This window comes from Rossellomorea sp. H136 (genome assembly GCF_056838065.1).
The window spans coordinates 4,219,045-4,243,564 of sequence record NZ_CM166371.1 but is presented as its reverse complement, the minus strand read 5'-3'; the positions used below and the strand labels follow the sequence as shown (position 1 = coordinate 4,243,564).

General features: G+C 39.3%; 10 protein-coding genes. 6 read left to right on the top strand and 4 right to left on the bottom strand.

All coding sequences use genetic code 11. The annotated features are described in order from the left end of the window. Window positions 1-90 precede the first annotated feature (90 nt). Window positions 91-1,368, top strand: a complete 1,278-nt coding sequence (locus ACYH0O_RS21480; RefSeq protein WP_482630259.1) for an MFS transporter — start codon at window positions 91-93, stop codon at window positions 1,366-1,368. Between the two features lie 567 nt (window positions 1,369-1,935). Further along, window positions 1,936-6,096, top strand: coding sequence for a S8 family serine peptidase (locus ACYH0O_RS21475; RefSeq protein ID WP_482630258.1), 4,161 nt, complete (start codon window positions 1,936-1,938; stop codon window positions 6,094-6,096). Between the two features lie 54 nt (window positions 6,097-6,150). On the opposite strand, the gene ACYH0O_RS21470 is transcribed toward ACYH0O_RS21475, so the two are convergent. Beyond that, complete coding sequence (locus ACYH0O_RS21470) at window positions 6,151-7,377, bottom strand: helix-turn-helix domain-containing protein (protein WP_482630257.1); 1,227 nt, start codon at window positions 7,375-7,377, stop codon at window positions 6,151-6,153. Window positions 7,378-7,521: 144 nt separating this feature from the next. On the opposite strand from ACYH0O_RS21470, the gene ACYH0O_RS21465 reads away from it, so the two are divergent. Next, window positions 7,522-8,868: a helix-turn-helix domain-containing protein gene (locus tag ACYH0O_RS21465; RefSeq protein ID WP_482630256.1), complete on the top strand. Its 1,347-nt coding sequence runs from the start codon at window positions 7,522-7,524 to the stop codon at window positions 8,866-8,868. Between the two features lie 127 nt (window positions 8,869-8,995). Then, window positions 8,996-13,087 (top strand): S8 family serine peptidase, encoded by a 4,092-nt coding sequence (locus ACYH0O_RS21460; protein WP_482630255.1) that lies wholly within the window; start codon window positions 8,996-8,998, stop codon window positions 13,085-13,087. Between the two features lie 161 nt (window positions 13,088-13,248). On the opposite strand, the gene ACYH0O_RS21455 is transcribed toward ACYH0O_RS21460, so the two are convergent. The 3 genes from ACYH0O_RS21455 to ACYH0O_RS21445 form a co-directional block, all read right to left on the bottom strand. Further along, window positions 13,249-13,965, bottom strand: a complete 717-nt coding sequence (locus tag ACYH0O_RS21455) for a YwaF family protein (RefSeq protein WP_482630254.1) — start codon at window positions 13,963-13,965, stop codon at window positions 13,249-13,251. 200 nt (window positions 13,966-14,165) lie between these two features. After that, window positions 14,166-14,330: a hypothetical protein gene (locus ACYH0O_RS21450; protein WP_482630253.1), complete on the bottom strand. Its 165-nt coding sequence runs from the start codon at window positions 14,328-14,330 to the stop codon at window positions 14,166-14,168. After that, window positions 14,327-14,956, bottom strand: coding sequence for a YdeI/OmpD-associated family protein (locus ACYH0O_RS21445; RefSeq protein WP_482632639.1), 630 nt, complete (start codon window positions 14,954-14,956; stop codon window positions 14,327-14,329). The genes ACYH0O_RS21450 and ACYH0O_RS21445 overlap by 4 nt, the downstream gene beginning before the upstream one ends. A 1,276-nt stretch (window positions 14,957-16,232) precedes the next feature. Between ACYH0O_RS21445 and ACYH0O_RS21440 the strand changes: the two genes are divergently transcribed. Together ACYH0O_RS21440 and ACYH0O_RS21435 are read left to right on the top strand one after the other, a co-directional pair. After that, window positions 16,233-20,096, top strand: coding sequence for a S8 family serine peptidase (locus tag ACYH0O_RS21440; RefSeq protein ID WP_482630252.1), 3,864 nt, complete (start codon window positions 16,233-16,235; stop codon window positions 20,094-20,096). 570 nt (window positions 20,097-20,666) lie between these two features. Beyond that, on the top strand, window positions 20,667-24,506 hold the full coding sequence (locus tag ACYH0O_RS21435) for a S8 family serine peptidase (protein WP_482630251.1): 3,840 nt from the start codon (window positions 20,667-20,669) through the stop codon (window positions 24,504-24,506). Window positions 24,507-24,520: the final 14 nt, after the last annotated feature.

Sequence of the window (24,520 nt, the reverse complement as noted above, 5' to 3'; positions counted from 1 at the left end):
TTTCATCGCTCACTATAAGAAATGGAATGAATATCGCAATCAGTTTCATACGGGTTGTATATTTAGTTATCAAGGGAGGATTGGAATAATATGCGTTGGGGGATACTTGCGTTCTTATTTTTTCTTGCGGTGATCAACTTTGCAGATAAATCCATCGCAGGGCTTGCGGCTGTTCCAATTATGAAAGATCTTAATCTGACATATTCACAATGGGGAGTGGTAGGTAGCAGTTTTTTTTGGTTCTTTTCGATTGCTGGTGTGATCGGAGCTGCATTGTCCGACAGAATAGGGACAAAGAAAATGTTGGCTATTATGGCACTCATTTGGTCTGTTGTACAATTTAGTGCGTTTATCATTACGGGGCTCCCTTTACTTCTACTGTCCCGTGTTCTATTAGGAATTGGGGAAGGCCCGTTTTATGCAACGGCTGTCAACCATCTGAACAAATGGTTTCCTCCAGAATCCCGCAGTTTGCCGCTCTCTATCCTGAATTTCGGCAATTCAATTGGCGCGTTGGTATCCGCTCCGATTTTGGTTGCTTTGATCGTAAGCAGCGGCTGGCGTATAGCTTATGGAATATTAGGATGTATAAGCTTAGTTTGGTTTATTCTTTGGATGTGGTTAGGACGTGATAAACCGGAGAACAAGGTAATGGCAAGTGATACCAAAGAACCTTTAGAAAAAATTAAATGGTCCGAACTCGTAGTCATTTTACGATCGAGAACCTTTATATTTACTAGTCTTGCTGGGTTTGCCGCTTACTGGATGGTGGCGTTCATTCTTGTATGGATGCCTACTTATCTTACTGAGGTCAAAAGCTTTACGCAAACAAACATGGGGTACTTTATAGCTGCAGCTGGTGTTATCGCAAGCGTTTTATATATTACGCTATCATGGCTGACAGATCGTTTATTCAGAAAGAATCAAAGTTATAGAAAATCACATGTTTTTGTCTCTGGGTTGTCTTTAATATTCGCTGGAATACTCTTTTATTCTCTCACACTCCTATCTCAATCAGCCTGGATCTTTGCTGTAATGTGTTTTGTTCAGGCTTCATCGATTCTCATGTTTATCATGGGACCGCAGATTGTCACTCATTTACTTCCTGAACGTGGAGGATTAATGTCGGGTCTAATGATGGGGATTGCGACATTAGCAGGGATTGTTGGGTCGGCTGTTGTCGGAAACTTTGTACAATCGGCAGGAAATCACGCAGTTCAAGGGTTTAATCATGCTATTGTATTATCTTCAGCCTTATTATTCATCTTTGGAATCTGTTTCTTACTTCTCGCTAATCCAGAAAGAAGCGTAGGTGTTAATAGCTCTTCCATCAAAACCGCTCAGGTGAATGGGCGAATAGTAAATTAGGTTCTATTTGGTAGATTGATATCAGGAATAAACGAAGCTTGGGATATCCTATTATTCCAAGCTTTTTTCGTCTGCTCAAGTCTCGTCACAATCCGTTTAGACTACATGATAGTTCCTTTTGGGGGAATTTCATTACAAAATTTCAGGTCTTAAAACCTATTACTATTGTAATGTGTTGATAGGTTGCAGATTCAGAGGATAACAGACTGACATATAGTATTCTTTCTATGTTCCTTAATCCATATTGTAGGGAGACAGCTATTGTCACATGCACATAAAACTTCAAAACCAATAAAAGCTGATTGACCACATATTCAATGTTGGGAACCAATCAAGTCAAAAGTAGATCTTTTTTCCTGTAGACGATTTTGGTTTTATTGTAAAATGTTGGATATTATCGAACGATTCCCCCCATTGTCGCATTATGGAAGGTTATATAAAATTTGAAATAGGGTACCCATTTGTTTTAAATTGATCTATTTATTAGTTGGTTGTCTGACTATTCATTCATCCGTAAACAGTTGTATTAGTAGTGTTTAACCATTAAAAACAATCAGGGGGAACGTTATGAATACAGGAAAGCTTAAACCTATTTTTAAGGGCACTTTAATTGCCAGTTTGTTAGTTTCCGCAGGTATTCCATCAGGAGCTATTGCTGAAGAAAATTTTCAGAATAAACAGAAAAACGTAGAGCAGATGTTGATGAACTTAACGGATCAGCAAAGGAAGGCGTTGAAAGAGCTGGAAATCTCGCCTGGTTTCACCATATCACCAGAGATAAACCAAAACAGCTCTGAAATGGTTAACGTAATCGTCGAATTCAATCAGGCTCCGGCCAAAGTAGAGGTGGCAAAGCAAGCTGTCAAAGGGAAAAGAGTGTCTCTATCTTCTGCAAAAGAAAAAGCTGAAAGCGAGCATGATACGTTTAAAAAAGTGTGGAAAAAGGTCAAAAAATTAAATAGACCAGATGATGAAAAAATGGAGGATGCCAAGATAACGAAAGAATTCCATGCAGCTTTCAACGGAGTAGCGATGACGTTGCCGGCCAGGGCAGTTCAAGAGCTTCTTAGTACAGGAGTCGTGAAGCGAGTGTGGAAGGATAATGAAGTTAAGCTTGATCTCCCACAAGAGGCAAAAGAAATGAATTCAGGGACTCCATCCCATGTAGATGACAGTCTTTCACAAATTGGTGCGGACAAGCTTCACCAAGAGAATATTACAGGTGAAGGGATTAAAGTAGGGGTTATTGATACAGGTATTGACTATAACCATCCGGATTTAAAAGGCTCTTATAAAGGCGGATACGATTTTGTCGATAATGATTCAGATCCGATGGAGGCGACTTATCAAGAGTGGAAGGATTCTGGGAAGCCTGAATTCAATGGTTCCAGTTATTATACATACCATGGAACACACGTATCAGGGTCCATCGCAGCATCCAAGGAAAACAGCTCTCCAGCAGCCGTAAAGGGGGTAGCTCCTGATGTCGATCTTTATGCATACCGGGTATTAGGTCCATATGGGAGTGGATCCACCACTGCTGTAATGGCAGGGATTGACAAGTCGGTAACAGATGGTATGGATGTTATCAACCTGTCTCTAGGGTCGAATATCAATGACCCTCTTAATCCGTCGTCTATAGCGGTTAACAATGCAATGCTCTCTGGCGTTGTTACGGTCGTTGCGGCAGGTAACACAGGCCCTAATGAAAAAACACTGGGATCTCCAGGATCGGCTGCATTAGGAATAACAGTTGGTGCCAGCGATGTGTCAGTAACGATCCCGACCATTACTGCCAATTGGGGAGATCAAGAAATTAAGGATATGAAGCTGTTAGCACAAAATTTCACAGATAACTTGGAAGACCTCCAGAATATGACCCTTCCAATTGTTGAAGTGGGAATCGGTGCAAAAAGCGATTTTACTAATAAAGATGTAGCTGGTAAGGTAGCATTCATAGAACGCGGCCTCATTACTTTCGATGAAAAAGTGCAAAATGCAAAAGATGCAGGTGCTAAAGCGGCGATTATTTATAACAATGTCGATGGTGAAATAGAAGCTTTTATAGGCAAAGGGACTAATTATATACCTGCTTTCCGCATATCAAAGGCTGAAGGGGAACAACTGAAATCACAATCAGAAATTACTTTTGAGTCGTTAGGAAGCGTCAAGACAGGGGGAGATCACTTAGCGGAATTCAGTTCGAGAGGGCCAGCTCACGGAAATGATGACATTAAACCAGATGTCGTAGGACCAGGTGTGGCGATATCCTCAACTTTTCCTGAGTTTATCAATCATCCCGAAGAGGGAGAAAGTTATGATGCTGCATATGGCCGTCTAAGTGGAACATCAATGGCCTCGCCTCACGTAGCAGGTGCTGCAGCACTCATCATGCAAGCTCATCCCGAATACACACCTTTTGAAGTGAAGGAAGCTTTGATGAATACTGCTGATGAAATGAATGGTGACTATTCCGTTAATGAAGTTGGTGCAGGCCGGATTGATGTCCATGAGGCAGTCCATGCGGATACATTGGTGAAGGTTCTGGACAAAACGATGCATGAACAAGATGGCAGCCTTGTCGAAATTGATGAAGAAACGGGTTCCATTGCTTTTGGCACTCACTTTAAAGAGGAAGAAGGACATATTGAAGACAGCAGAAAAGTCGTAATTCAAAATCTAAATGAAAAAGATACGAAGGAATTTATTACAAATGTTAAGTTTATACCGGCTAAGGGACAGATTCAAGATGCCGGTAAGAATGGGGTAGAAGTAACGATACCCGATACGGTTTCTGTAGAAGCAGGAAACTCTGCAGAGATTGAGCCGACTATACGCGTTTCAGAAGATGCGGAATTCGGACGGTATGAAGGATACATTCACCTTGTCAATTCGAAAAATGAAGAAGAGAACTACCAAATCCCTTTTGCCATCCGTGTGACAGATAAAGGATTTGAGAAGATGGTATTGACAAGACCGATGATTGCGAATGATTCGAAGACACATCCGTATTATACGCCATTTACCAATGCAATCATCAAATTATCAAGCCAATTAAAAACTATTGATATGTTGGTGAAAGATGGAACAACCGGAGAAGCAATTGGATTTATTGCAACCATTGATGCAAGCCATTTAATGACTGGTATTGATTATTGGGGCGATAAAATTTTTAAAGGACAGGTATACCCATTCACCAATGATCCTTCACAGCCGATTTCTGATAAAATGGTGAAACTGCCGGAAGGTGATTATACGTTCGAAATGATTGGGTATGATGAGCAAGGTAAACCACACAGTAGGGAAGCGGTTGTTATGATTGACAATACGCCTCCGGAAGTAGAGCTATCCATGGAACCTGGTCTTTATGAAGTGAACGATTCGATGTATACGACAGAGGGTGGATATGATGGCCCCGCCGTATGGGTACATGGGAATGTATATGATTCGACTGTCGATGCGCTCAAAAACAAAGGTTTGGATATTAATCAATCTGTGAATGGTGTGCAATGGTGGGAATACGCGTACTACAACTATTTTTTCCTTGCAGTTGATGGGGAAGGAAACTTTAGATTCCCCGCAACGAAGGCAAGACTTGACGAGATGTCTTATCTGGATTCCAACTTATTTATTTTCGATAATGCTACAGCATCCGTAGGATATCCAGAGGGCATTAAGAACTACATGTTCATAAAGGAAGGAACGGAATATGTGGTTCCTAGTTATGATAAAGAAAAGGTCCGTTTAGGTGACGAAATTAAGATGACATTGAATTTGAACAATGTTCAGCAGCTCGCCTCCGGGGAATTCAGCATCCCTTTTTATAAAAGTTTGTTTGAATTTGAAAATGTCAAAGTCAATGAGGAATTTAAGCAATATGCTGAGCAAAAAGGAGTAAAGGTTAATTTATCTGAACCAGCAGTCACTGCAGGGAACGTGAAAGTAGGGGCTTCGATTGACCAAAATGAGTTGAAAATCGATAAAGATCTTCCATTCTTAGATGTCACATTTAAAGTCATAGGTGACGAATACTATGCCCCAGAGGACTTGTCATTTGAAACGCGTACTTTTAAATATAAGAAAACATCAGATTCTGATCCTACCATTATCCGTGTATTTAAGGACAAGTTATTTACGCTTCTGGCTGGAAAATCTAGTGTGAATGGATTTATTTATCCTGAAGCTTTCTACAAAGAAGATGGACAATTGGATTATTCGATCGACTATTCTAAGCTTGGAGCGAAAGTATATGCAAAAGCGGCAGATGGTAAAACCTACGAAGCAACTAAAATTGCTAATAATGGATACTTTATAATCGATAACCTTCCGTTATCAGAAGAAGAGTATGAAATCTATGTAAAGGTACCAGGTCACCTCATGACCAAAGCCTCGGCGAAATTAGTGAAAAACGTCGATGGAGATCTCGCCGGGGTACGGATCTTAGTAGATGCGGGCAAAGCTCTGGCTGGTGATGTTAATGGGGATAAGGTGGTTGATATACAAGATGCGATCATCTCCGTTTTCTCATACGGAAAAGAAAATGTAGGAGTTAACAAGGGAGACGTGAACCAAGACGGAAAAGTAGATGAAACGGACCTTCGTTTCATCGAGAAGAATTTCTTGGAAAAAGGACCTGATGCCAAAGAGAACAAAAAGCCAAAAGAAAAACATGGCAAAGTTACGTTGGAAAAATTATTCCGCTCAATTGGTCTTGAGACACTAAATTAGTGAATACAAATAAATGCCAGGGGTAAATTCCTGGCATTTATTTTCCATTATTAATTAATCCGAAAATACTTTTGTCGCCAGCTCAAGAGCCTTATTGGTTTCGTCTGTTTTCATGTAATAATGAAAAAGTTCCTTTTCGTATTGTTGGACCAACGATACATAACCACGCTTTTTAAAGTAGGGTAGAGCGTTAGTGATTAGGTAGTTATAATATTCAGCTTGCTGGTTGTTTAGTAGAAGATGAAGAAGTTTAAAGTTGATTGAAGATAAATATTCATTGAGCTCCCTTGCAATGGAAATCCCTTCAAGTACAAGGTTTTCTAGTTCGTTATTCGCCAATAAATCACCTTTATGGCAGCTCCAAATGAAACCTTCCAGGGAAGTTAAATAACATGTTGATTTTTTTTCTTTTAGGTCCATGGATTGTTCGTACAGTCGTTTTGCAGATTCATATTCATTTCTATTATAGTATTCATAAGCTAAGTTATGAAGCACACGTGCCTTCTTCTCAAAAGCATGACATAAATTACAAGTTTGAATTAAAGCATCGTATTGTTCGACTTTTTGTTGAAAATCACTGTATCCGTCACTTTCGCGAGTCATCAACATAATCATTTCTGCGTCGATCATTTTTAGCAAATTATTACTATTGATAAAGTATCGCAACGACTTTTCTGCATAGTAATAAGCCATTACCTTTGAACCTGTGGCAAGGTAGGAGGTCGCTAACGTTAAATAGTACTCTTCATTATTGTAATCATCAACGTTAATTGTTCCTAAGGTAGCGAATGCTTTTAATACATCCTTTTTGGATAAGTAATACATGCCTGATAAATGCTTAAGTAAGTTTCTTTCGTACGGTGGCAAATGTTTATGCTTCTTATTAATAGCTTTTATGATTTTATCGGCCTGTTTAAATTCTTGATGTAGTAGATGGTATCTAGCATTCAGAAGTTCATAAAGAACTTGGTAGTCACTGAGCGTTATTAATGGTTCTTTCTCCAGTTCGTTTTTTATCGTTTCGATTTCTTCAGCGCGTTGCCTGATCATCGCATCATGCCAACAATGAAGGAGCCTCTTGATATTTTTGTACCGCATTAACTCCTCTTCAATATTAATTCCGAGCCGTTTAGAAAACAAAGAGGTGATTTCTGAAGAATAATCCGTTTTCCCCTGTTCGATTTTACTAACATGTGTATTTGAACAAATCCCATATCCAAGCTGTTCTTGTGTTAGTTTGGCTTTCTGACGATAAAATTTAATGATTTTTCCTTTATCCATGCCACATCCACTCCATGATTGAAAGAATAGTAATGAATAAATACCTTCCATTTAAGGTATCAACAAAGCCTGTTTAGTCCTCTCTTATTGTTACTTTTCTATCATTTTCCTTTGATTATAATTGAATTTGATGGGATAATGTTTTTGAAAAATTCTATCAAATCAACATCAATCAAGGGAGTTTGTTCATGGCAACAGCTCAATTCGTTTTATGAAAAGGAACAGGTGAATCAAATGAATGCTGCTCTCTATCAAGAAATACAAAAGTATATGCAAATGAAAAATTGGAATAAAACAGAGCTTTCCAAGAGATCCGGTATTCATATAAGCGAGATTAGCCGCCTCTTTAATCACAGGCAGCCTCTTTCTTTGCAAAATCTGGATGCGATAACAAATGCACTCGGCTTATCTGAAGGTACTCTCTATCAGTACTATGTAGAGGAATGCTTAAATAAAGGTCAACATGCGGACAAACGCAGAAGTATACAATTCTTGTATAAGTGTGCAGCAGAAGGATATGTCAACCTTTACAATGACTTAATAAATTTAATGCTGGAGGAACAGTCAAAAACGATCAGAAAGAAAAATCTATTATATATATTTACTGTTGCCGAAGATCTTTTTCAGGAAGGAATAGGCGAAAAGGCACTCCCGCTCTATGAGGTGATTATTGAAAGTGAGTCGGATCGCTTTTCAGAAAAAGTTGCAATCAGTTATTTCAGGAGATTCTATATTGTAAGAGGGACCGACAAAGGACAGCATGCCCTGTCTTTTGTGTTAGATCAATTAGCTTATATGCCGAATGAGATCAGGTTGGAGGCCTACATGTGGATTATGGCAGATTATTATCGGCGTGAGGAATGGAGGCAGGTGCTGAATTACGCAGAAAAATTAAAGAAACTGGCACCAGAAGGCGACTATTATGGACGAGCCTTAATGTATAAGGGACTTGCTCTTTCAAGGGTTGGGAACTCCCTTGAAGAAGTATTGAATATAATAGATGAATACTCAATAATAAGCGAGTATTATGCGGGAATTGCTGCAGGTAATCGCTATGCGGCCCTGTTGGATTTTGGTAAGTTGGAATATGTAGATGAGTATCTCTCCTGGCTGGAAAGCAGGGAAGATATATATGTGGGACTGCCTAGGATATTTGAGACATACATTCGAATAGATCGTCTAAATGATGCCAAGACACTCATAGAAAGGTTCAAACATGTAATCGACGATATGGCCGAAAGCAAGGAACCGTGGCTGAAAGAAAAAATGTATTTAGACTTTCGCTATGCGCATGCCTTGTTTCAATGTAAAAACAGACAATTTGAAAAAGGTTTGGATGAACTTATAGAAGTGGCGGATTTATCAAATAGGATTGGGAATATGGAAAGGTTCAAAAAATGTTTGTTAGCTTTTTGGCATTATAGAGTTCATGCGACATCCCAACATGATAAAAAATATTCTCAGCTGCTACAAACTGAAAAAATGGAATAATTGTCTTGAGGAAAAGAGCTGTAAAAAAGGCTCTTTTTTTATTTGATTTAATTTTCAGAAAATTAAATCCCGTAAAGTCCAAATATAATCATGAAGAGGGTTATTAAAAATAGAAGGGAAGAGATGAATGAAGTACAAATTGACAAAAAGTTTAACAACTTTGACGCTAGGCACAGGTTTATTATTTAATCCTATTGGACAGACTCCCGTAGACCAGGTTGCCACCGCATCAACAGCATCACCCATCGACCAAGTGCTGGCAAAATTGACACCCGAGCAGCGACAAGCATTAAATCAATTAAAAGTGAACAACTTAGAAGGACTGCAGCTATCCCCAGAAACTAATCTTGATAGTAATGAAGAAATATCTGTCATTGTAGAATTTAAGGACAAGCCCGCGGAGACAGCGGTATTAGAGGCTGCTGCTAATGGTAAAAAGCTGTCACTTAACGAGGCTAAACAAAAAGCTGAAGAAGCACATAAAACATTCAAATCAGATCTGCAAAAGATTTATAAAAAAGAAGCAAAAAAGAAAAAAGAGGTTTATAAAGTAAAAAGATCGTATAAAAATGCCTTTAATGGTGTTGCGATTGAACTGCCTGCCAACAAAGTAAAGGCTTTATTGGAATCTAACGAAGTAAAAGCAGTATGGTCAAATGATGAGGTACATGTAGAGCCTCCTGTACAAAAAGGTGAATCCTCTAACGAAAATAATGAAACAGGAATGCGTACATTTCCAGGAGTGGATAAATTACATGCTGAAGGACTTACCGGCGAAGGGATAAAGGTAGGGGTATTGGATACAGGCGTGGATTATAACCATCCTGATTTAAAGGATGCCTATAAAGGCGGTTATGACTTTGTGGACAATGACAATGATCCGATGGAAACGACGTATGAAGACTGGAAGAACTCAGGATACGGAGAAAGGAATCCCCTCACAGGTGCATACTATTATACTCATCATGGATCACACGTTTCGGGGATCATTGCCGGTACAGGGGACAACAGCGTCGATCATGCAGTAACGGGGGTAGCGCCAGATGCTGATTTATATGTCTATCGAGTCTTGGGCCCCTATGGTTCCGGATATACAGAAGATGTATTGGCAGGAATTGATCAAGCTGTAGCGGATGGACTGGATGTCATCAATCTTTCACTTGGAGCAAACTACAACAACCCAATGTATGCAACAAGTATAGCAGTAAATAATGCCGTACTTGCCGGCGTGACAGCTGTCGTATCAGCCGGAAACAGCGGCAGCGGCATGTATACACTTGGTTCTCCGGGAACAGCCCCATTAGCTATAACGGTTGGTGCCAGTGACACTTCCGAAAATATTGTTACGGCGAAAGGAACACTTCATGCAGACACCACGCTTCCTGTAGATTTGAAATTGCTTGGAAAAGGGTATGGAGACAACTTGGAGGAGCTAAAGGGACAAAGTATTCCAGTTGTTGATGTTTCGCTCGGATATGAATCGCATTATAATAATAAAGATGTGGAAGGGAAAATCGTATTAATTCAAAGAGGCATTACAAGTTTTGTTGATAAAATTACTATAGCCTATAAAAAAGGCGCAAAAGCTGTCTTGCTCTATAATAATATTCCGGAAGAAGGCTTCATCCCTACCTATTTAGGGGAAGGCTATCAATTCGTTCCGACATTCAATTTATCTTACGAACAAGGAAATGAGCTGAAAAAGAAGGTCACAGAGGGAGAAGCAACATTCTCTTTTGATGAAATGGGACAAGAAACGACCGAAGGAAACAAATTGGCAGACTTCAGCTCCCGTGGTCCCGCTCGTACAACATATGACATTAAACCGGAAGTAACAGCTCCTGGTGTTTCTGTATTCTCAACTATCCCATCCTACATGCATGGAGAGGATCAAATAGGGCAGTATGAATACGCTTACGACCGATTATCCGGAACATCAATGGCAAGTCCTAATGCCGCGGGTGTAGCAGCGCTATTATTACAATCAAATCCAGAATTATCACCATCAGAAGTTAAGGAAACCTTAATGAATACGGCAGATCCGTTAAATGGTGATTACAGTGTGTATGAAGTAGGGGCCGGTGTTGTCGATCCATACGAGGCTGTCCATTCAAACACAAGAATTGAAGTGCTGGGCAAAACGTTGCATCCAGTTGGTGGTAAAGAAAAAAGTATAGACAATAACACGGGAGCTATCAGTTTCGGTACATTTGCCCCAAATGGTCAACATCTAACAGAGGATCGTTCCGTTGTCCTTTACAACAACAGTAAAGAATCCAAAACATTTGATGTAACGGTACAGTTCCAAAAGAATCGCAGAGGCTCAAAGGATGCTTCGGAGAACGGAGTAAACCTTACAACCAAATCAACAATAAAAGTTAACGGAAATGCCAAGAAGAAAACGAATGTATTCATTACGATTCCAAAAACAGCAGAACTGGGCACATATGAAGGCTATGTCGTGTATACAAATAGAGACAATCCGGATGAAACCTACCAGGTGCCATTTGGAATTCAGACTGTGGAAGAAGGAATCAATTATTACAATCTTAGCCATGAAGCAATGACCTATCCATTTAACTATTTTAATTCAAGTATGGCTCGATTTACCGATGCAACTTTCAATTTAAAATCACATATGAAGACACTTGACCTCTTCCTGGTAGATGGAAAAACAAATAAAGAAATCGGATTTATTGGATCAGTTGATGGATTTGGTTCGAGCTTAACGAATGGTGATTTGTCTTTAAGAAATGCTTTTGATGGGGTTTACTATCCGATGACAGGGAGTCAGGATAACCCAATTGCTCATCATCCGGAACGTGCTGAGCCTGGCTTTTATAAAGTGAAAGTTGTTGCCACAAATGATGAAGGCAGGACCTTCTCGAAAGAAGATACACTATACATTGACTATACTGCACCAAAGTTTGATCTAAACCTTGAGTCCGGTGTATATGAATACAAGCCTGAAGAAAAAACAGTAAATATTACAGGTTCAATTTTCGATGAAGAAATTGAGGCCATGAAAGATGAAGGCTTTAGTTTTACTCAAGGAGATAATAAAGTCCTCTATCAGGATAATTTGAACTTCCGAAACAGAGGAGAACTGCCGATAAATGAGGATGGAACGTTTTCTGTTGACATTCCAATGGACGAAACAAGACCAATGCATCTTGTGTTTGATGGGATCGATCCTGCGACTAACGGATACTATGGAGAAACCAGTGACATTTACTTTATCAGAGAAGGGGAGCCTTATGCACTTGCACAGCCAGACAAACGGGCAGCAGGTATGGGTGAAAATTTGGATGTCACTCTGTCCTTAAATAATGTGGAAAAGGTAAAAGAAGCTGTTTACACATTAAATTATAATAATCAATATGTTGATATTGCAGAGGTTAAACCAGCGCCAGGCATGAGTGATAAAATTTCAGTGAAGGTTGACAATGATAATACTTATCCTTATTCCTCACAGTTAGAGGTAACCGCAACCTTGAAGGAAGGAAAGGAGCCTTTAACGGGAGACCTGCCTTTAGTTAACGTGACGTATAAGGTAAAGGATGAGTGGTATGGAGGAACGCTTTCACCAAGTAGTCTGAGGACTTCCATTACCGATGCTGAAGGAAACACTCAAGACATGTTGTTTAATGCAACACCTCAATTTCGAATGAAACCCGGTACAATGGCTGAAGGTACCATTAAAGCGGAGGCATTCATGAACCCATATAATGGTGATCCTGCGACGAATATTGATTATTCAACACTCAGTGCAGAAGCAAAAATGACTGGTGAGGAAGGAACAGTTTATGAAGGAACTATAGGAAATGGACCAGGGTTTGACTTCAATTTACCATTAACAGTAATTGGTGAACAACTCAATATGGAATTGAATGTACCAGGACACTTCACATTCCATAAAACGTTTAAGATAGGAACTCATGGAAATAAAGATATCTTGTTCACAACACTCGAAGCTGGTGATGTAAATAAAGACGATGTCATTGATGTGATGGATGCTATTTACATTCAAGAGAAGTGGGGGACATCTGACCGTAATGCAGATATTAACTTCGATGGCAATGTCGATGCAGCAGACATTGGTTATGTGCAGAAGAATTACCTCCTGCAAAATCCATCAGCAGAGAATGCTCCGAAAGCGACAAAGAACTACAAAGGCAAATCATTGGAGAGGATTCTGGAGGAACTTGGAGTCCAATAAAGTTACAAAAAATTGAGCAATATTATACGAATCTGTTAGAGTGTTTAGGAATTAATTCCTTAAACACTCTATTTTTTATGAATGAACCTTTCCTCTAACGCTCATCTAAGAAACAAAGGATCTCTTTTTTAGCACTGTGCAAATAGAATCATTGTCTTGTTTCAGGCTGAGATCGTTCCCCGCATTTTTCGTAAGATGAGCCATGTAATCACGCTAATTACAATTAAGACACTTTCAAGCGTTAAGATATACCATGGATACGGTCCCAGTACATCAAATAGACTTGGGCTTTTTGGTTTGTGGCGTAAAAACCAATAATTTCCGTTTGCCTGCTTATTTACGAACAAGATGATCGGCATTAGGAGGTTAATAAAGACAATAAGTTTTGTAAACGACCTGAATGTTGGGAGATACCCTTTTACCAACGTAAAATACAACGTTACCCATACGGCGAACAAATGGGAATAAAAAAAGTGAAGAAATCGAAAGTGAGGGAAATCATATGTCAATGCGGGAGTAATGATTGCTTGTGTCGCACCTAAAACAGCAATAAAAAATAATAATTCAAAGAATATTTTTTTTCTGGTCAATAGTAAACAGATACATAAAATGACAGCGATATTACACAACTCTAAAGGCATGGAACGGCCGAATTTCCATACTCCATGTACATACATCCATACATGATTCATGATCTCCATTAAAATCAAGGAATAGGCTATTCCTTTTTCAATACTTCTCCATTTACTATCATTCAAATTTTTTCGGTATAGAAAAATGATGACTGCAACAAGAATAAAGATTGATAACGTAACAACGTGACTTACAGAAAACAAGCTAAAATGGAAAGATTGATGACTGTGGCCAAACCAATCCATGATTTCCCACCCCTAGTTGAAATATAGAGCAAACTTATGGTGTGCTTTTTGGAAGGTTTTTATACGGCTATTATGCTTTTTAACTAAAATATTGAAGGTGAGATCAAGGTAAAAGCAAATTTAAAAAAGTGGGAGTATGCTGATATGGCAAGCGCGGGTAGTAATGAAGGTGATATGAAAGATAAAGAAAATCCGCAGCATTAAAGAGGGGAAATGGGGATTATCCCACCTTCCATTTCTGATGCAAATCCAGTTTCCATTAAATAATGAATGATCATTGCGCCGATTCTAGTGATCGGCACTTTATATTTAGAAAAGATGTAAAGAGGATAGGGAAAATCGAGTGAATCACAAAGTCGACTCACTCGATTCTTTCTTCCTGCTTCTTTTTTCTACGATATAAATCCAGCGTCTTATATCCTTCAGACAAGATTTCAATCATCTGATGGGTTCTTTTGTCACGTGTGGATTGCTGTTTAGCAGAAAAGATTTGTCTCGCCCAGTCTTTTTGATAACCAGGAGTCAGGTTTTGATAGAACTTTAACTCTGCCGGATGGTCTTTTAGCAATGCTACAACATCCTTTACATTATCCTCATAATCTGCAACACATTGACTGGCAGCAGGTGTCTTTGCTACTTTTTTCTTTTCACGTTTCATGCCGACAACCGTAAAGACATCGTCCATACTCACCATACGTGAAAACTTGATATCGCTGTCCCCGATATAACCATCTTCTCCAACGTTTAGTGCCGGAAAAATCTCATCACGGTGAATATAGGTGTCAAATCGAGTATTCCCTTTTTTCGGATAGGCGAAAAATAGATACCCTTTTGGAAGCAGGACTTTTTCGTTCTGAAGGACCTTGTTTATATTTTCAGTCATTTCCCCCAGTGTATTAACAAAAATAAAGATAGCGTCATGATTCTCCGAAAGAGTCGCCGTCATATCTAAAAAGATCGTGTAATCATCAGGCTGATGAAGGACAGCCATATTCTTATATTTGGTCAATTTTAGTTTGTCAATGATAGTGGTCAATTGTAACCCCTCCAAGAATTAGAGTAGAGTGGAACAGTTTTAATGAACGAATGCAATTCTAATTTTGTGGATCCATTCAAAGATTTACGAGTAGGGACCTTCATAATTGGTTCGGAATCAACCACTGCTCTCCTGGCTAAAAAAGCAACAGTGTTTACGAAAACGCCTGATACTACAAGTACCATTCTTACCCTTGTACCTATCATTTATTATAGAATCCAGATGTTTATTGTAAAGAAACCCGGCGAAGCTTTTCATCTATCCAATTTAGCATTTTTTTATGACTTTTTTCGCAAAGTCTGTTGCTATCTTAATGAAGAAAGTAGTAGTTGATTTCCGCTACAGGATGCTCGCTTTCCGCGGGGCTGGCGGTGAGTCTCCTCGGTACGCCTCCGGGGTCTCACCTGTCCAGCTATTCCCGAGGAGTCGAGCATCCTTCCGCTCCAATCAACTTATTGAGCATGCTTCTTTAAAAAAATAAAAAAACAAAAATTTTAAGCAACAACATTTTTTAAAGAGTATTTTTACACCTTTTAGATATGTCACGAAAATTCTCTTGAATATGGTGAGGGGAACTGCGTAGACTCCCTGCAGAAGTACGGTCGTGCCGAGAACCCCGTTCGGCTAAGCTGAGGAGGCTTGGCCGAACGCTAGCTGCAAGCGTAGCAGTTCCCTCACCATCCAGCACACACTAATAGACAGAGCCAATCAGATATTTTGATAAAAAACAACAATCTTTGCGAAAAGAGTCTTCTCAACATACTGGAAACTTATTGATCATAAATTGATCCTTCATCCTATCATTCTTCCTTTTTTCCACAACGATTCGAGGGTTTTCCCCAAATCATTAATTATTCTTTCGTTCTTTTGTCACTGTCAACAGGTGAAATACAAACATTTAATGAAGCATTCAAGGATAAAACTCCTATTGTTTATAAAACTTTCTCTTATTTTCCCCCAATAGGAAAATGTCGATTTCAGTAGAACATGTATTAAGAGGTGCTCACTATTTCTAGATTGATAGAAAAGGAGGGGGAGTTTGACACAAATAGTATAGACGGCATCTATCATGGAGATTTCAAATCACGTAGCTTGCATCTGTTATCTATGTCTTTTACTAATAGTTGGAGCATCCTGTTTCAAACAGAAATATTACTTGATTGCTAGGGACTATGCTGTACTAGCATAATCCTAATCTACTTCTAAGATTCTTCATCATGTGTAATAAATAATGAAATTTATAAAAAAGGGTGAGAAGATGAAGGGTTCCTTGAAAAGAAGGCTATCTATTGCATTAATGTTCGTTTTACTGTTAAGCAGCTTTGTAACACCAGTAGGTGCAGAATTCCATTTTTCAAAAGACGGACAATCAGCAGTTCCTAACAAACAAAAAGCTGAACTGCCTATAGCTGATTCAGCTGAAGATAGTGGAGACCATCCATTATACGGACAGGATGGGACTTCAATTGATCCAAATGAAAAAGTTCGTTTAATCGTCGAAGTCGATGTAAATGAAAAGGCAAAATCTATGCCTGAAAAACAGGTAGAACAAGTGAAAAATTCGTTTGTGAAAAAAAGAGATAGCTCCTCTAAAGTCATACATACGTATTCAACAGGTTTTTATGGATTCAGTATGGAAACGACTATGAAAGAAGCACATAAAATCAAAGAGGCAGACGGAGTAAAGGATATCCGTATCGCGAAAACGTATGAACACATGGATGTAAAGAGCAATGAACTTGTGGAAGCGATGAATGTATGGTCAAAATACAATTACAGTGGAGACGGAATGGTCGTTGCGATTGTAGACTCAGGTATCGATTATGAGCATGAGGCTCTGAAACTTTCCGCAAAAGGGAAGAAGAAAGCAAAGTATAATGAAGAGAATATTCAAGCGAAACTGAATGAAACAGAAGTAAACGATATTTGGTATACGGACAAAGTACCGACAGGTTATGACTGGGCAGATAAAGATACCAATGTTATACCGGCTAGTAGTTCCCACGGTACACACGTTGCTGGAATTGTCGGGGCTTATGAAGAATCCCAGAAAAAGGCGATCGGAGTCGCACCGGATGTACAGCTTTTAGCTGAAAAAGTGTTCTCCGATAATAGCGGCGGTGCGTATGATGATGATATTGTCGCAGGTATTTATCATGCCGTAGAGGTCGGAGCGGATGTCATCAATTTAAGCTTGGGATCTGATGCAGGGGTGGTGGATCCGAACGACCCTGTCCAACGAGCGATCCAATATGCTACTGAACAAGGAGTGCTAGTCGTAGCTGCTGCAGGAAATGCTTCATATAGCACGAAGCAGAACATACTTGAACGTTCTCAATTACCATTAGCGAAAAATCCTGATATCGGACTCGTTGGTGATCCAGGGATTGCACCAGCTGCACTGCAGGTTGCTTCATCAGAGAACGATCAGATGAAAGTCGATACTCTTCGTCTAAGTGATGGAAGCTTGTTAGGATATCAGATATCGCCATATGCGAAAAAATTGATTGGTACGTTAGAAGCCGATAAGGAGTATGATCTCATTTTCGCTGGTGAAGGATTTGGGAAACATCTAGAAGGTTTGGACTTGGAAGGGAAAGTTGTTATTGCCAAACCAGCAAGGTATTCCACCTATTCAACGCTTCAACATGATTTGAAGAAAAAGGGTGCCGCAGCACTAATTGTTATTCCACCAAATGACCTTACGCCATATTCTACATTGATATTCTCTGCTAACTCCATTCCAGCCGTGACAACTGACCAAGATACTTCTATCCAATTGGTGGAAAGGTTAAAAAATGGAGAGAAGGTGACCGCTCAATTGTCAGATGAAGGACTTTGGGTGCAAAATCCTGAAACGGAAACAATGTCGTACTTTTCTTCCTACGGCTCACCGACCGATTTAAGCTTTAAACCGGAAATTACAGCTCCTGGCGGGAAAATTAGTTCAACCGTATTGAACAATGAATATGAAACGATGAGTGGTACGTCTATGGCTACCCCACACGTAGCTGGTGGAGCTGCTTTATTACTGCAATCAATGTATGAGAAAGGACTTACTCAATCCAAGGAAACTACGTTAAAGGCAAAGCTTGCCTTAATGAATACTTCGATCGTTCAATACGAGCAAGATTCAACAGTACCTTATTCTCCGAGAAGACAAGGAGCAGGGTTAATGCAAATCGAGAGTGCGATCTCGACACCAGCGGTCGTATTGAATAAAGAAGCTTCATCAGAGCAAGCAGGTTCTGTTGCATTAAAAGAAGTGGAAAGCCAATTCGACTTTTCGCTAAATGTAGAACCATTAAAAGGTAATACATTTAGTGTATTCAAAAATGGAGAAAAAGTAGGAAACCTTGAGGGATCGGACGTTAAGTTTGATGTGATCCATCAATCAATGGAAAATCTAAACTTTGAGACGAAGTATTTAGAAGGGGCTCACATCCGTGAATCTGCATCCCTGAAAATTTCCAACTCAAGTTCAGAAAATAAGACGTTCACGTCAACTATTGAGTATACAGACCAGTCTAATGACGCAGAAAAGAATGGAGTACAATTTTCCGTTTCAAACAAGATAAAAGTGAAAGCTGGAAAATCAAAGAAAACAAATGTTTTCTTATCTATACCAAAAACAGCTGAAGAAGGGATATATGAAGGTTATCTCACGTTGGTAAACGAAGGAGATGATACGGAGAAATATCAAGTACCATTTGCTGTTAACGTAACAAAGCCAACAGAATATGACGTATATGTCGATGTATTAAAAGATGGTACAATGACGAAGGAATTCGATTTAGACAAAGATGGCGTTGTGGACGAAAGCAACGAGTACCTAACTTTATCTAGCGAACGAGTAGAGAACGCATCAGTCAAAGTGAACGGACAAAAGGTCAGCGATCAAAGCGGAACGTCAATTTCAGTGAAAGACAAGGCTGTAGAATTAGACGTTTCGATTGAACTTCCACAAGAATTCCGTGACAATCAATTCGTAGAAGGATTTGTTAGACTAGTACCAAAGAGCGAAGAGATACCTTCCTTAACGATGCCTTATATGGGCTTTTATGGTGATTGGGATTCACTCGATAATATCGACGAGAGTCCAGTGAATGGAGATCCCTATTTAGCGTATACAGTTTTATGGAATGACATGTTCGAACTTCCATTGGGTTATGATCAACAGACAGGTAAATTTGATCAAAACGCGGTTGGTTATTCGCCTAGGTCAATTGCTTCGGGTATACATCCTTCGTTCACTGCATTTCGTAATTTGAAAGAAATGTCTCTTAGTATCCAAGATGAAGAAGGAAATACAGTTTCCAACATAACTAATTTTAGTGAGTATACAGAAGATGGAAGTCCATATACCTTTAGAAAGAATATCATGAGCTATCGAGATTATTATTATAAGTTCGATGGAATATCATGGAGCGGTACAGATGATGAAGGAAACCTTCTCCCTGATGGAAACTATTATTATGTATATGAGAGTACGTTGAATTATGAGGGAGCGGAGCCTCAACAAACGAAAATACCTTTTAATCTGGATTCTGTCTCACCTAGTGTTGAAAATATAAAAATAACCGATCAACAGGATGGAAAGTATAAGATTACATGGGATGTCATAGAAGAAGGAAGCGGTTATATCGGAAGCTTCGTTTGGGTAAACGGCAAACGCAAGAGTGTGGCAGATGGGTCCAAAGAGGTTATTTCTGATGAAAAACCTGAAATTGTAATGGTGTCAGCAATGGATAATTTCCGTAATGTTGGTGTTGGTTATACCGGTAATGAAGACCTGCTGCATGCAGATCCATTTATCAATTACTTCTATGTATCTGGAAATAACATCAATGAAAACAAGCCTGCATCCATCCTGATCTTTGGTTACAAACGAATGGATTGGCATATTGAAATCTCGGATGCAGAAGGCAATGTAATAGAATATGCCGATATTGAAAACGAACATTCAATTTATGGATTGAAATGGTACCCTGGTGCTGAATACCCAGACGGGGACTACTATGTAACCGTCACAGGTACAGATGAAACGGGATTATCGTTAACGTCTGATCCGAAGAAAATAACGGTTAAACATTAATTTATATGCCAAGAATAGCCTTCAATTAAGGTTGTTCTTGGCTTTTTTCTAAATTGGAAACGACACAAAGTATCAAACAATGATAGAGTGACTGCTCTAGTGCCAAAAATTATTTCTCACACTATATTCCTAATTAAGTTTATCCTCTCTCGAAACTCCCGTATTCTTCACTTTGTTTTATAACCAAAACCCCAAGTCAATAGGATATATTCCATCCATTTTTCACTAGTAAAATAAAAAAATATGTATTTATCTCTGTTGTAAACTGAAAATTACCTATTTTCTAAAAAAATAAAGCTTTAATTAAACCCCAATAGGAAATGCTTCTCTTTTTAATGAGAATGAAAGAAGAGTTGTTCATCATTTTACAGTAGAAAGAAAGAGGAGGTGGAAGGGGTACATGTAAGGATGGCAAAAGATGAACACATAATTGCTTTTCAATAGTGCTAGTCTGATGTAGATGTCTGAACTTCTCAATGACAGCATAAGCTCATTTGGCTATGCCCTTCAACTATGAATCTACTATATCTGTAAAAGGTGGAGTATTAATTATTTGAAAAGGGTGAAAAGATGAGAGGGATATTAAAAAGAAAGCTATCCATTGTTTTTATGATCGTGTTACTTATCAGTGGTTTTGTGACACCAGCAAGTGCCGAATTTTATCTATCAGAAGAGGGTCAATCAGCCATACCTCGGGCACAAAAGGCAAATCTGCCATTGGCTGATTTAACAGAAGATGAAGGGAATCACCCATTATATGGGAAGGGAATTAAATCTTTTGATCCAGCCGAACATGTAAGGTTAATAGTGGAAGTCGATATCAATAAGGAAGTAAATGAATTACCTGAAAAACAGGTAGAGCAAGTGAAATCTACTTTTATGAAAAAAAGAGATGTTTCCTCAGAGGTCGTACATACCTATACCAAAGGGTTCTATGGATTCAGCATGGAAACGACAATGAAGGAAGCAGAAAAGATTAAAAAAGTAGACGGCGTTAAGGATATCCGTATTGCGAATACGTATGAGCACACCGTTGTGGACAGCAAAGAAGTCGTTGAGGCTATGAATGTTTGGACAAAATACAATTACAGTGGAGACGGAATGGTCGTGGCCATTGTGGACTCAGGGATAGATTACAAGCATGAAGCCCTGCAGCTTTCGGACAAAGGGAAAAAGAAAGCAAAGTATAATGTGGAAAACATTCAGGGGAAGCTTGATGAAACGGATGTAAATGATGTTTGGTATACGGATAAAGTACCAACAGGGTATGACTGGGCAGACAAAGATAATGATGTCATTCCTGCAAGTGATTCTCACGGAACTCATGTAGCAGGGATTGTTGGCGCGTTTAAAGAATCCCAGAGAAAAGCTGTGGGTATAGCACCAGATGTACAGCTATTGGCAGAAAAAGTGTTCTCTGATACTAGAGGTTACGCGTACGATGATGACATTGCTGCTGGGATTTATCATGCTGTTGAGTTTGGCGCAGATGTGATCAATCTAAGTTTAGGGTCCGAGGCGGGTATAGTCGATTCCAATGATCCGGTTCAACGCGCAATCCAATATGCTACTGAACAAGGTGTACTAGTCGTAGCTGCGGCAGGTAATGCTTCCTACAGCACGAAGCAAAATCTGCTGGAAAGATCTCAATTACCATTGGCGAAGAATCCTGATATTGGACTTGTTGGTGATCCAGGGGTTACTCCTTATGCCCTTCAGGTTGCTTCATCAGAAAACGATCAGATGAGGGTCGATGCTCTCAAATTAAGCGATGGAAGCATGTTGGGCTATCAAATTCAATCAAGCTCTAAAAAGCTGATTGACACATTGGATACAGAAAAGGATTATGAGCTGGTTTTCGTTGGGGAAGGTTCCAGGGATGATGTGGAGGATATGGATTTGGAAGGGAAAATTGCGATTGCAAATCCGCCAGAACCATACGGTACTTACTCCTATCTTCAATCCAATACCGAAAGGATGGGAGCAGTCGCTGTTATCATGATTCCGCCAAATGAACTTGCCTCTTATCCGAACGTATACTTTTCTCCATACTCCATTCCAGCAGTGACAACGGACCAAGCGGAGGCTAATCAGCTGGTAAAGAAGTTACAAAGTGGGGAAAATATAACAGCTAGATTGACTAATGAAGAACTCTGGGTGCAAAATCCTGCAACGGAGCCGATGTCAACATTCTCTTCTTTTGGTTCACCCACAGACTTAAGCTTTAAGCCTGAAATTACTGCACCAGGCGGGAAAATCAGCTCAACGGTGCTGGACAATCAGTATGAAACAATGAGCGGTACTTCTATGGCCAGTCCGCATGTTGCAGCAGGAGCAGCTTTACTTCTTCAAAAATACTATGAAGAGCTAAGTTTACCGAAAAAAGAAGAGACGGTATTAAGAGCAAAGAATGCTTTAATGAATACATCGGAGGTTCTTTACGAGCCAGATTCAACTATTCCTTATTCTCCAAGAAGACAAGGAGCAGGAATCATTCAAATCGAGAATGCAATCTCGACACCTGCAGTAGTATCGAATAAAGACGCATCATTAGAGCAATCTGGATCCGTTGCCTTAAAAGAAGTAGATAACAACTTCAACTTTTCCCTAAATGTAGAACCATTTCAAGGCAATGAATTTAGTGTTTTCAAAGATGGTAATGAAACACCAGATGACTCGGATGTAACATTCCAGGTGATTAATCAATCAAAAGAGAACCTAAACTTTGAGACCAAGTATTTAGAAGGTGTTCACATCAGAGAAAATGCCGTTATTAAAATTTCAAACTTAAGTTCAGAAAATAAGACATTCACGTCTTCCATTGAATATTCGGATTTATCGAATGATGCCAAAAAGAATGGCGTACAGATTTCCGTTTCAAACAAGGTAAAAGTGAAATCAGGAAAGTCAAAGACAACGAATGTTTTCTTGACGATCCCAGATACAGCAGAAGAAGGGATATATGAAGGCTATATCATGTTTGTAAATGAAGAAGATAATACGGAGAAATATCAAGTTCCGTTCGCCGTGAAAGTTGCAAAGCCAACAGAATATGACGTTTATGTTGATGTATTAAAAGATGGTACTGTGACGAAGGAATTCGATACAGACAAAGATGGAGTTGTAGACGAAAGCAACGAGTACCTTACTCTATCCAGTGAGAGAGTAGAGAACGCAAAAGTTAATGTAAATGGTAAACAGGTATCTGATCAAAATGGAACGTCGATTTCTGTTAAAGACAAGGACGTAGAATTAAACGTTTCGATTGAACTTCCACAAGAATTCCGCGATAATCAATTCGTAGAAGGGTTTGTGAGACTTGTACCGAAGAATGAAGGGACTCCTTCCCTAACCATGCCATACATGGGCTTCTATGGTGATTGGGACTCACTTGATAATATTGATGAAAGTCCAGTGGAAGGTAATCCTTATCTAGGGTATACAGTCCTGTGGAATGATATGCTGCAGCTTCCATTAGGATTCGATCAGAATACAAATAGCTTTGATCCAAAACAGGTAGGGTATTCACCAAAATCGATTGCCACAGGCATTTATCCATCGTTCACTGCATTCCGTAACGTAAAGGAAATGTCTCTAAGTATTCAAGATGAGGATGGGAATACAGTCTCAACCATTACAAACTTTAGTGAATACACCGAAGATGGAACCCCGTATGCTTTCAGGAAAAATATTATGAGCTATCGGGATTACTATTATAGTTTCGACGGGATCTTTTGGAGTGGGACAGACGATGATGGAAACATTCTTCCAGATGGTCAGTACTATTATGTCTATGAAAGTACATTAAATTATGAAGGGGCAGAACCCAAGCAGACAAAAATTCCAATCAATATTGATTCAGAAGCGCCTGTTGTTGAAAATATCAAAGTAACCGATCAACCTGATGGGAAGTATAAAATCACGTGGGACGTAAATGAAGAAGGAAGCGGTTATATAGGTAGTTTTATTTGGATCAATGATGGCTATCGTGAATCAGTGGACTCAAATGCAACTGAGTATATTACGGCTGAAAAGCCTGAGATTGTCATGGTGTCTGCTATTGATGGTCTGCGTAATGTAGGTGTTGGATATAGCGGAAATGAGGAGCTTCTACATGCAAGTCCATTCATCAATTATATGCATGTTTCAGGAACAAATATTAATGAATCGAAGCCAGCTTCCATCACAGTCTTCGGATATAAACGAATGGATTGGCATTTTGAGATTTCAGATGCAGAAGGTAATGTGGTAGAGTATGCGGATATCAAAAATGAACATTCCATTTATGGGTTAAAATGGAGCCCTGATTCTGAATATCCGGATGGAGACTACTATGTAACCGTCACAGGTACAGATGAAACAGGATTATCGTTAACGTCCGAACCGAAGAAAATAACGGTTAAACATTAATTATTTAAGCCCAG

Excerpts from the sequence above, each read along its gene's own strand:
- ACYH0O_RS21435 (WP_482630251.1), top strand. The coding sequence starts at position 20,667 with ATGAGAGGGATATTAAAAAGAAAGCTATCCATTGTTTTTATGATCGTG.
- ACYH0O_RS21470 (WP_482630257.1), bottom strand. The coding sequence starts at position 7,377 with ATGGATAAAGGAAAAATCATTAAATTTTATCGTCAGAAAGCCAAACTA.
- ACYH0O_RS21445 (WP_482632639.1), bottom strand. The coding sequence starts at position 14,956 with ATGGCTGTCCTTCATCAGCCTGATGATTACACGATCTTTTTAGATATG.
- ACYH0O_RS21480 (WP_482630259.1), top strand. The coding sequence starts at position 91 with ATGCGTTGGGGGATACTTGCGTTCTTATTTTTTCTTGCGGTGATCAAC.
- ACYH0O_RS21455 (WP_482630254.1), bottom strand. The coding sequence starts at position 13,965 with ATGGATTGGTTTGGCCACAGTCATCAATCTTTCCATTTTAGCTTGTTT.
- ACYH0O_RS21440 (WP_482630252.1), top strand. The coding sequence starts at position 16,233 with ATGAAATTTATAAAAAAGGGTGAGAAGATGAAGGGTTCCTTGAAAAGA.
- ACYH0O_RS21460 (WP_482630255.1), top strand. The coding sequence starts at position 8,996 with ATGAAGTACAAATTGACAAAAAGTTTAACAACTTTGACGCTAGGCACA.
- ACYH0O_RS21475 (WP_482630258.1), top strand. The coding sequence starts at position 1,936 with ATGAATACAGGAAAGCTTAAACCTATTTTTAAGGGCACTTTAATTGCC.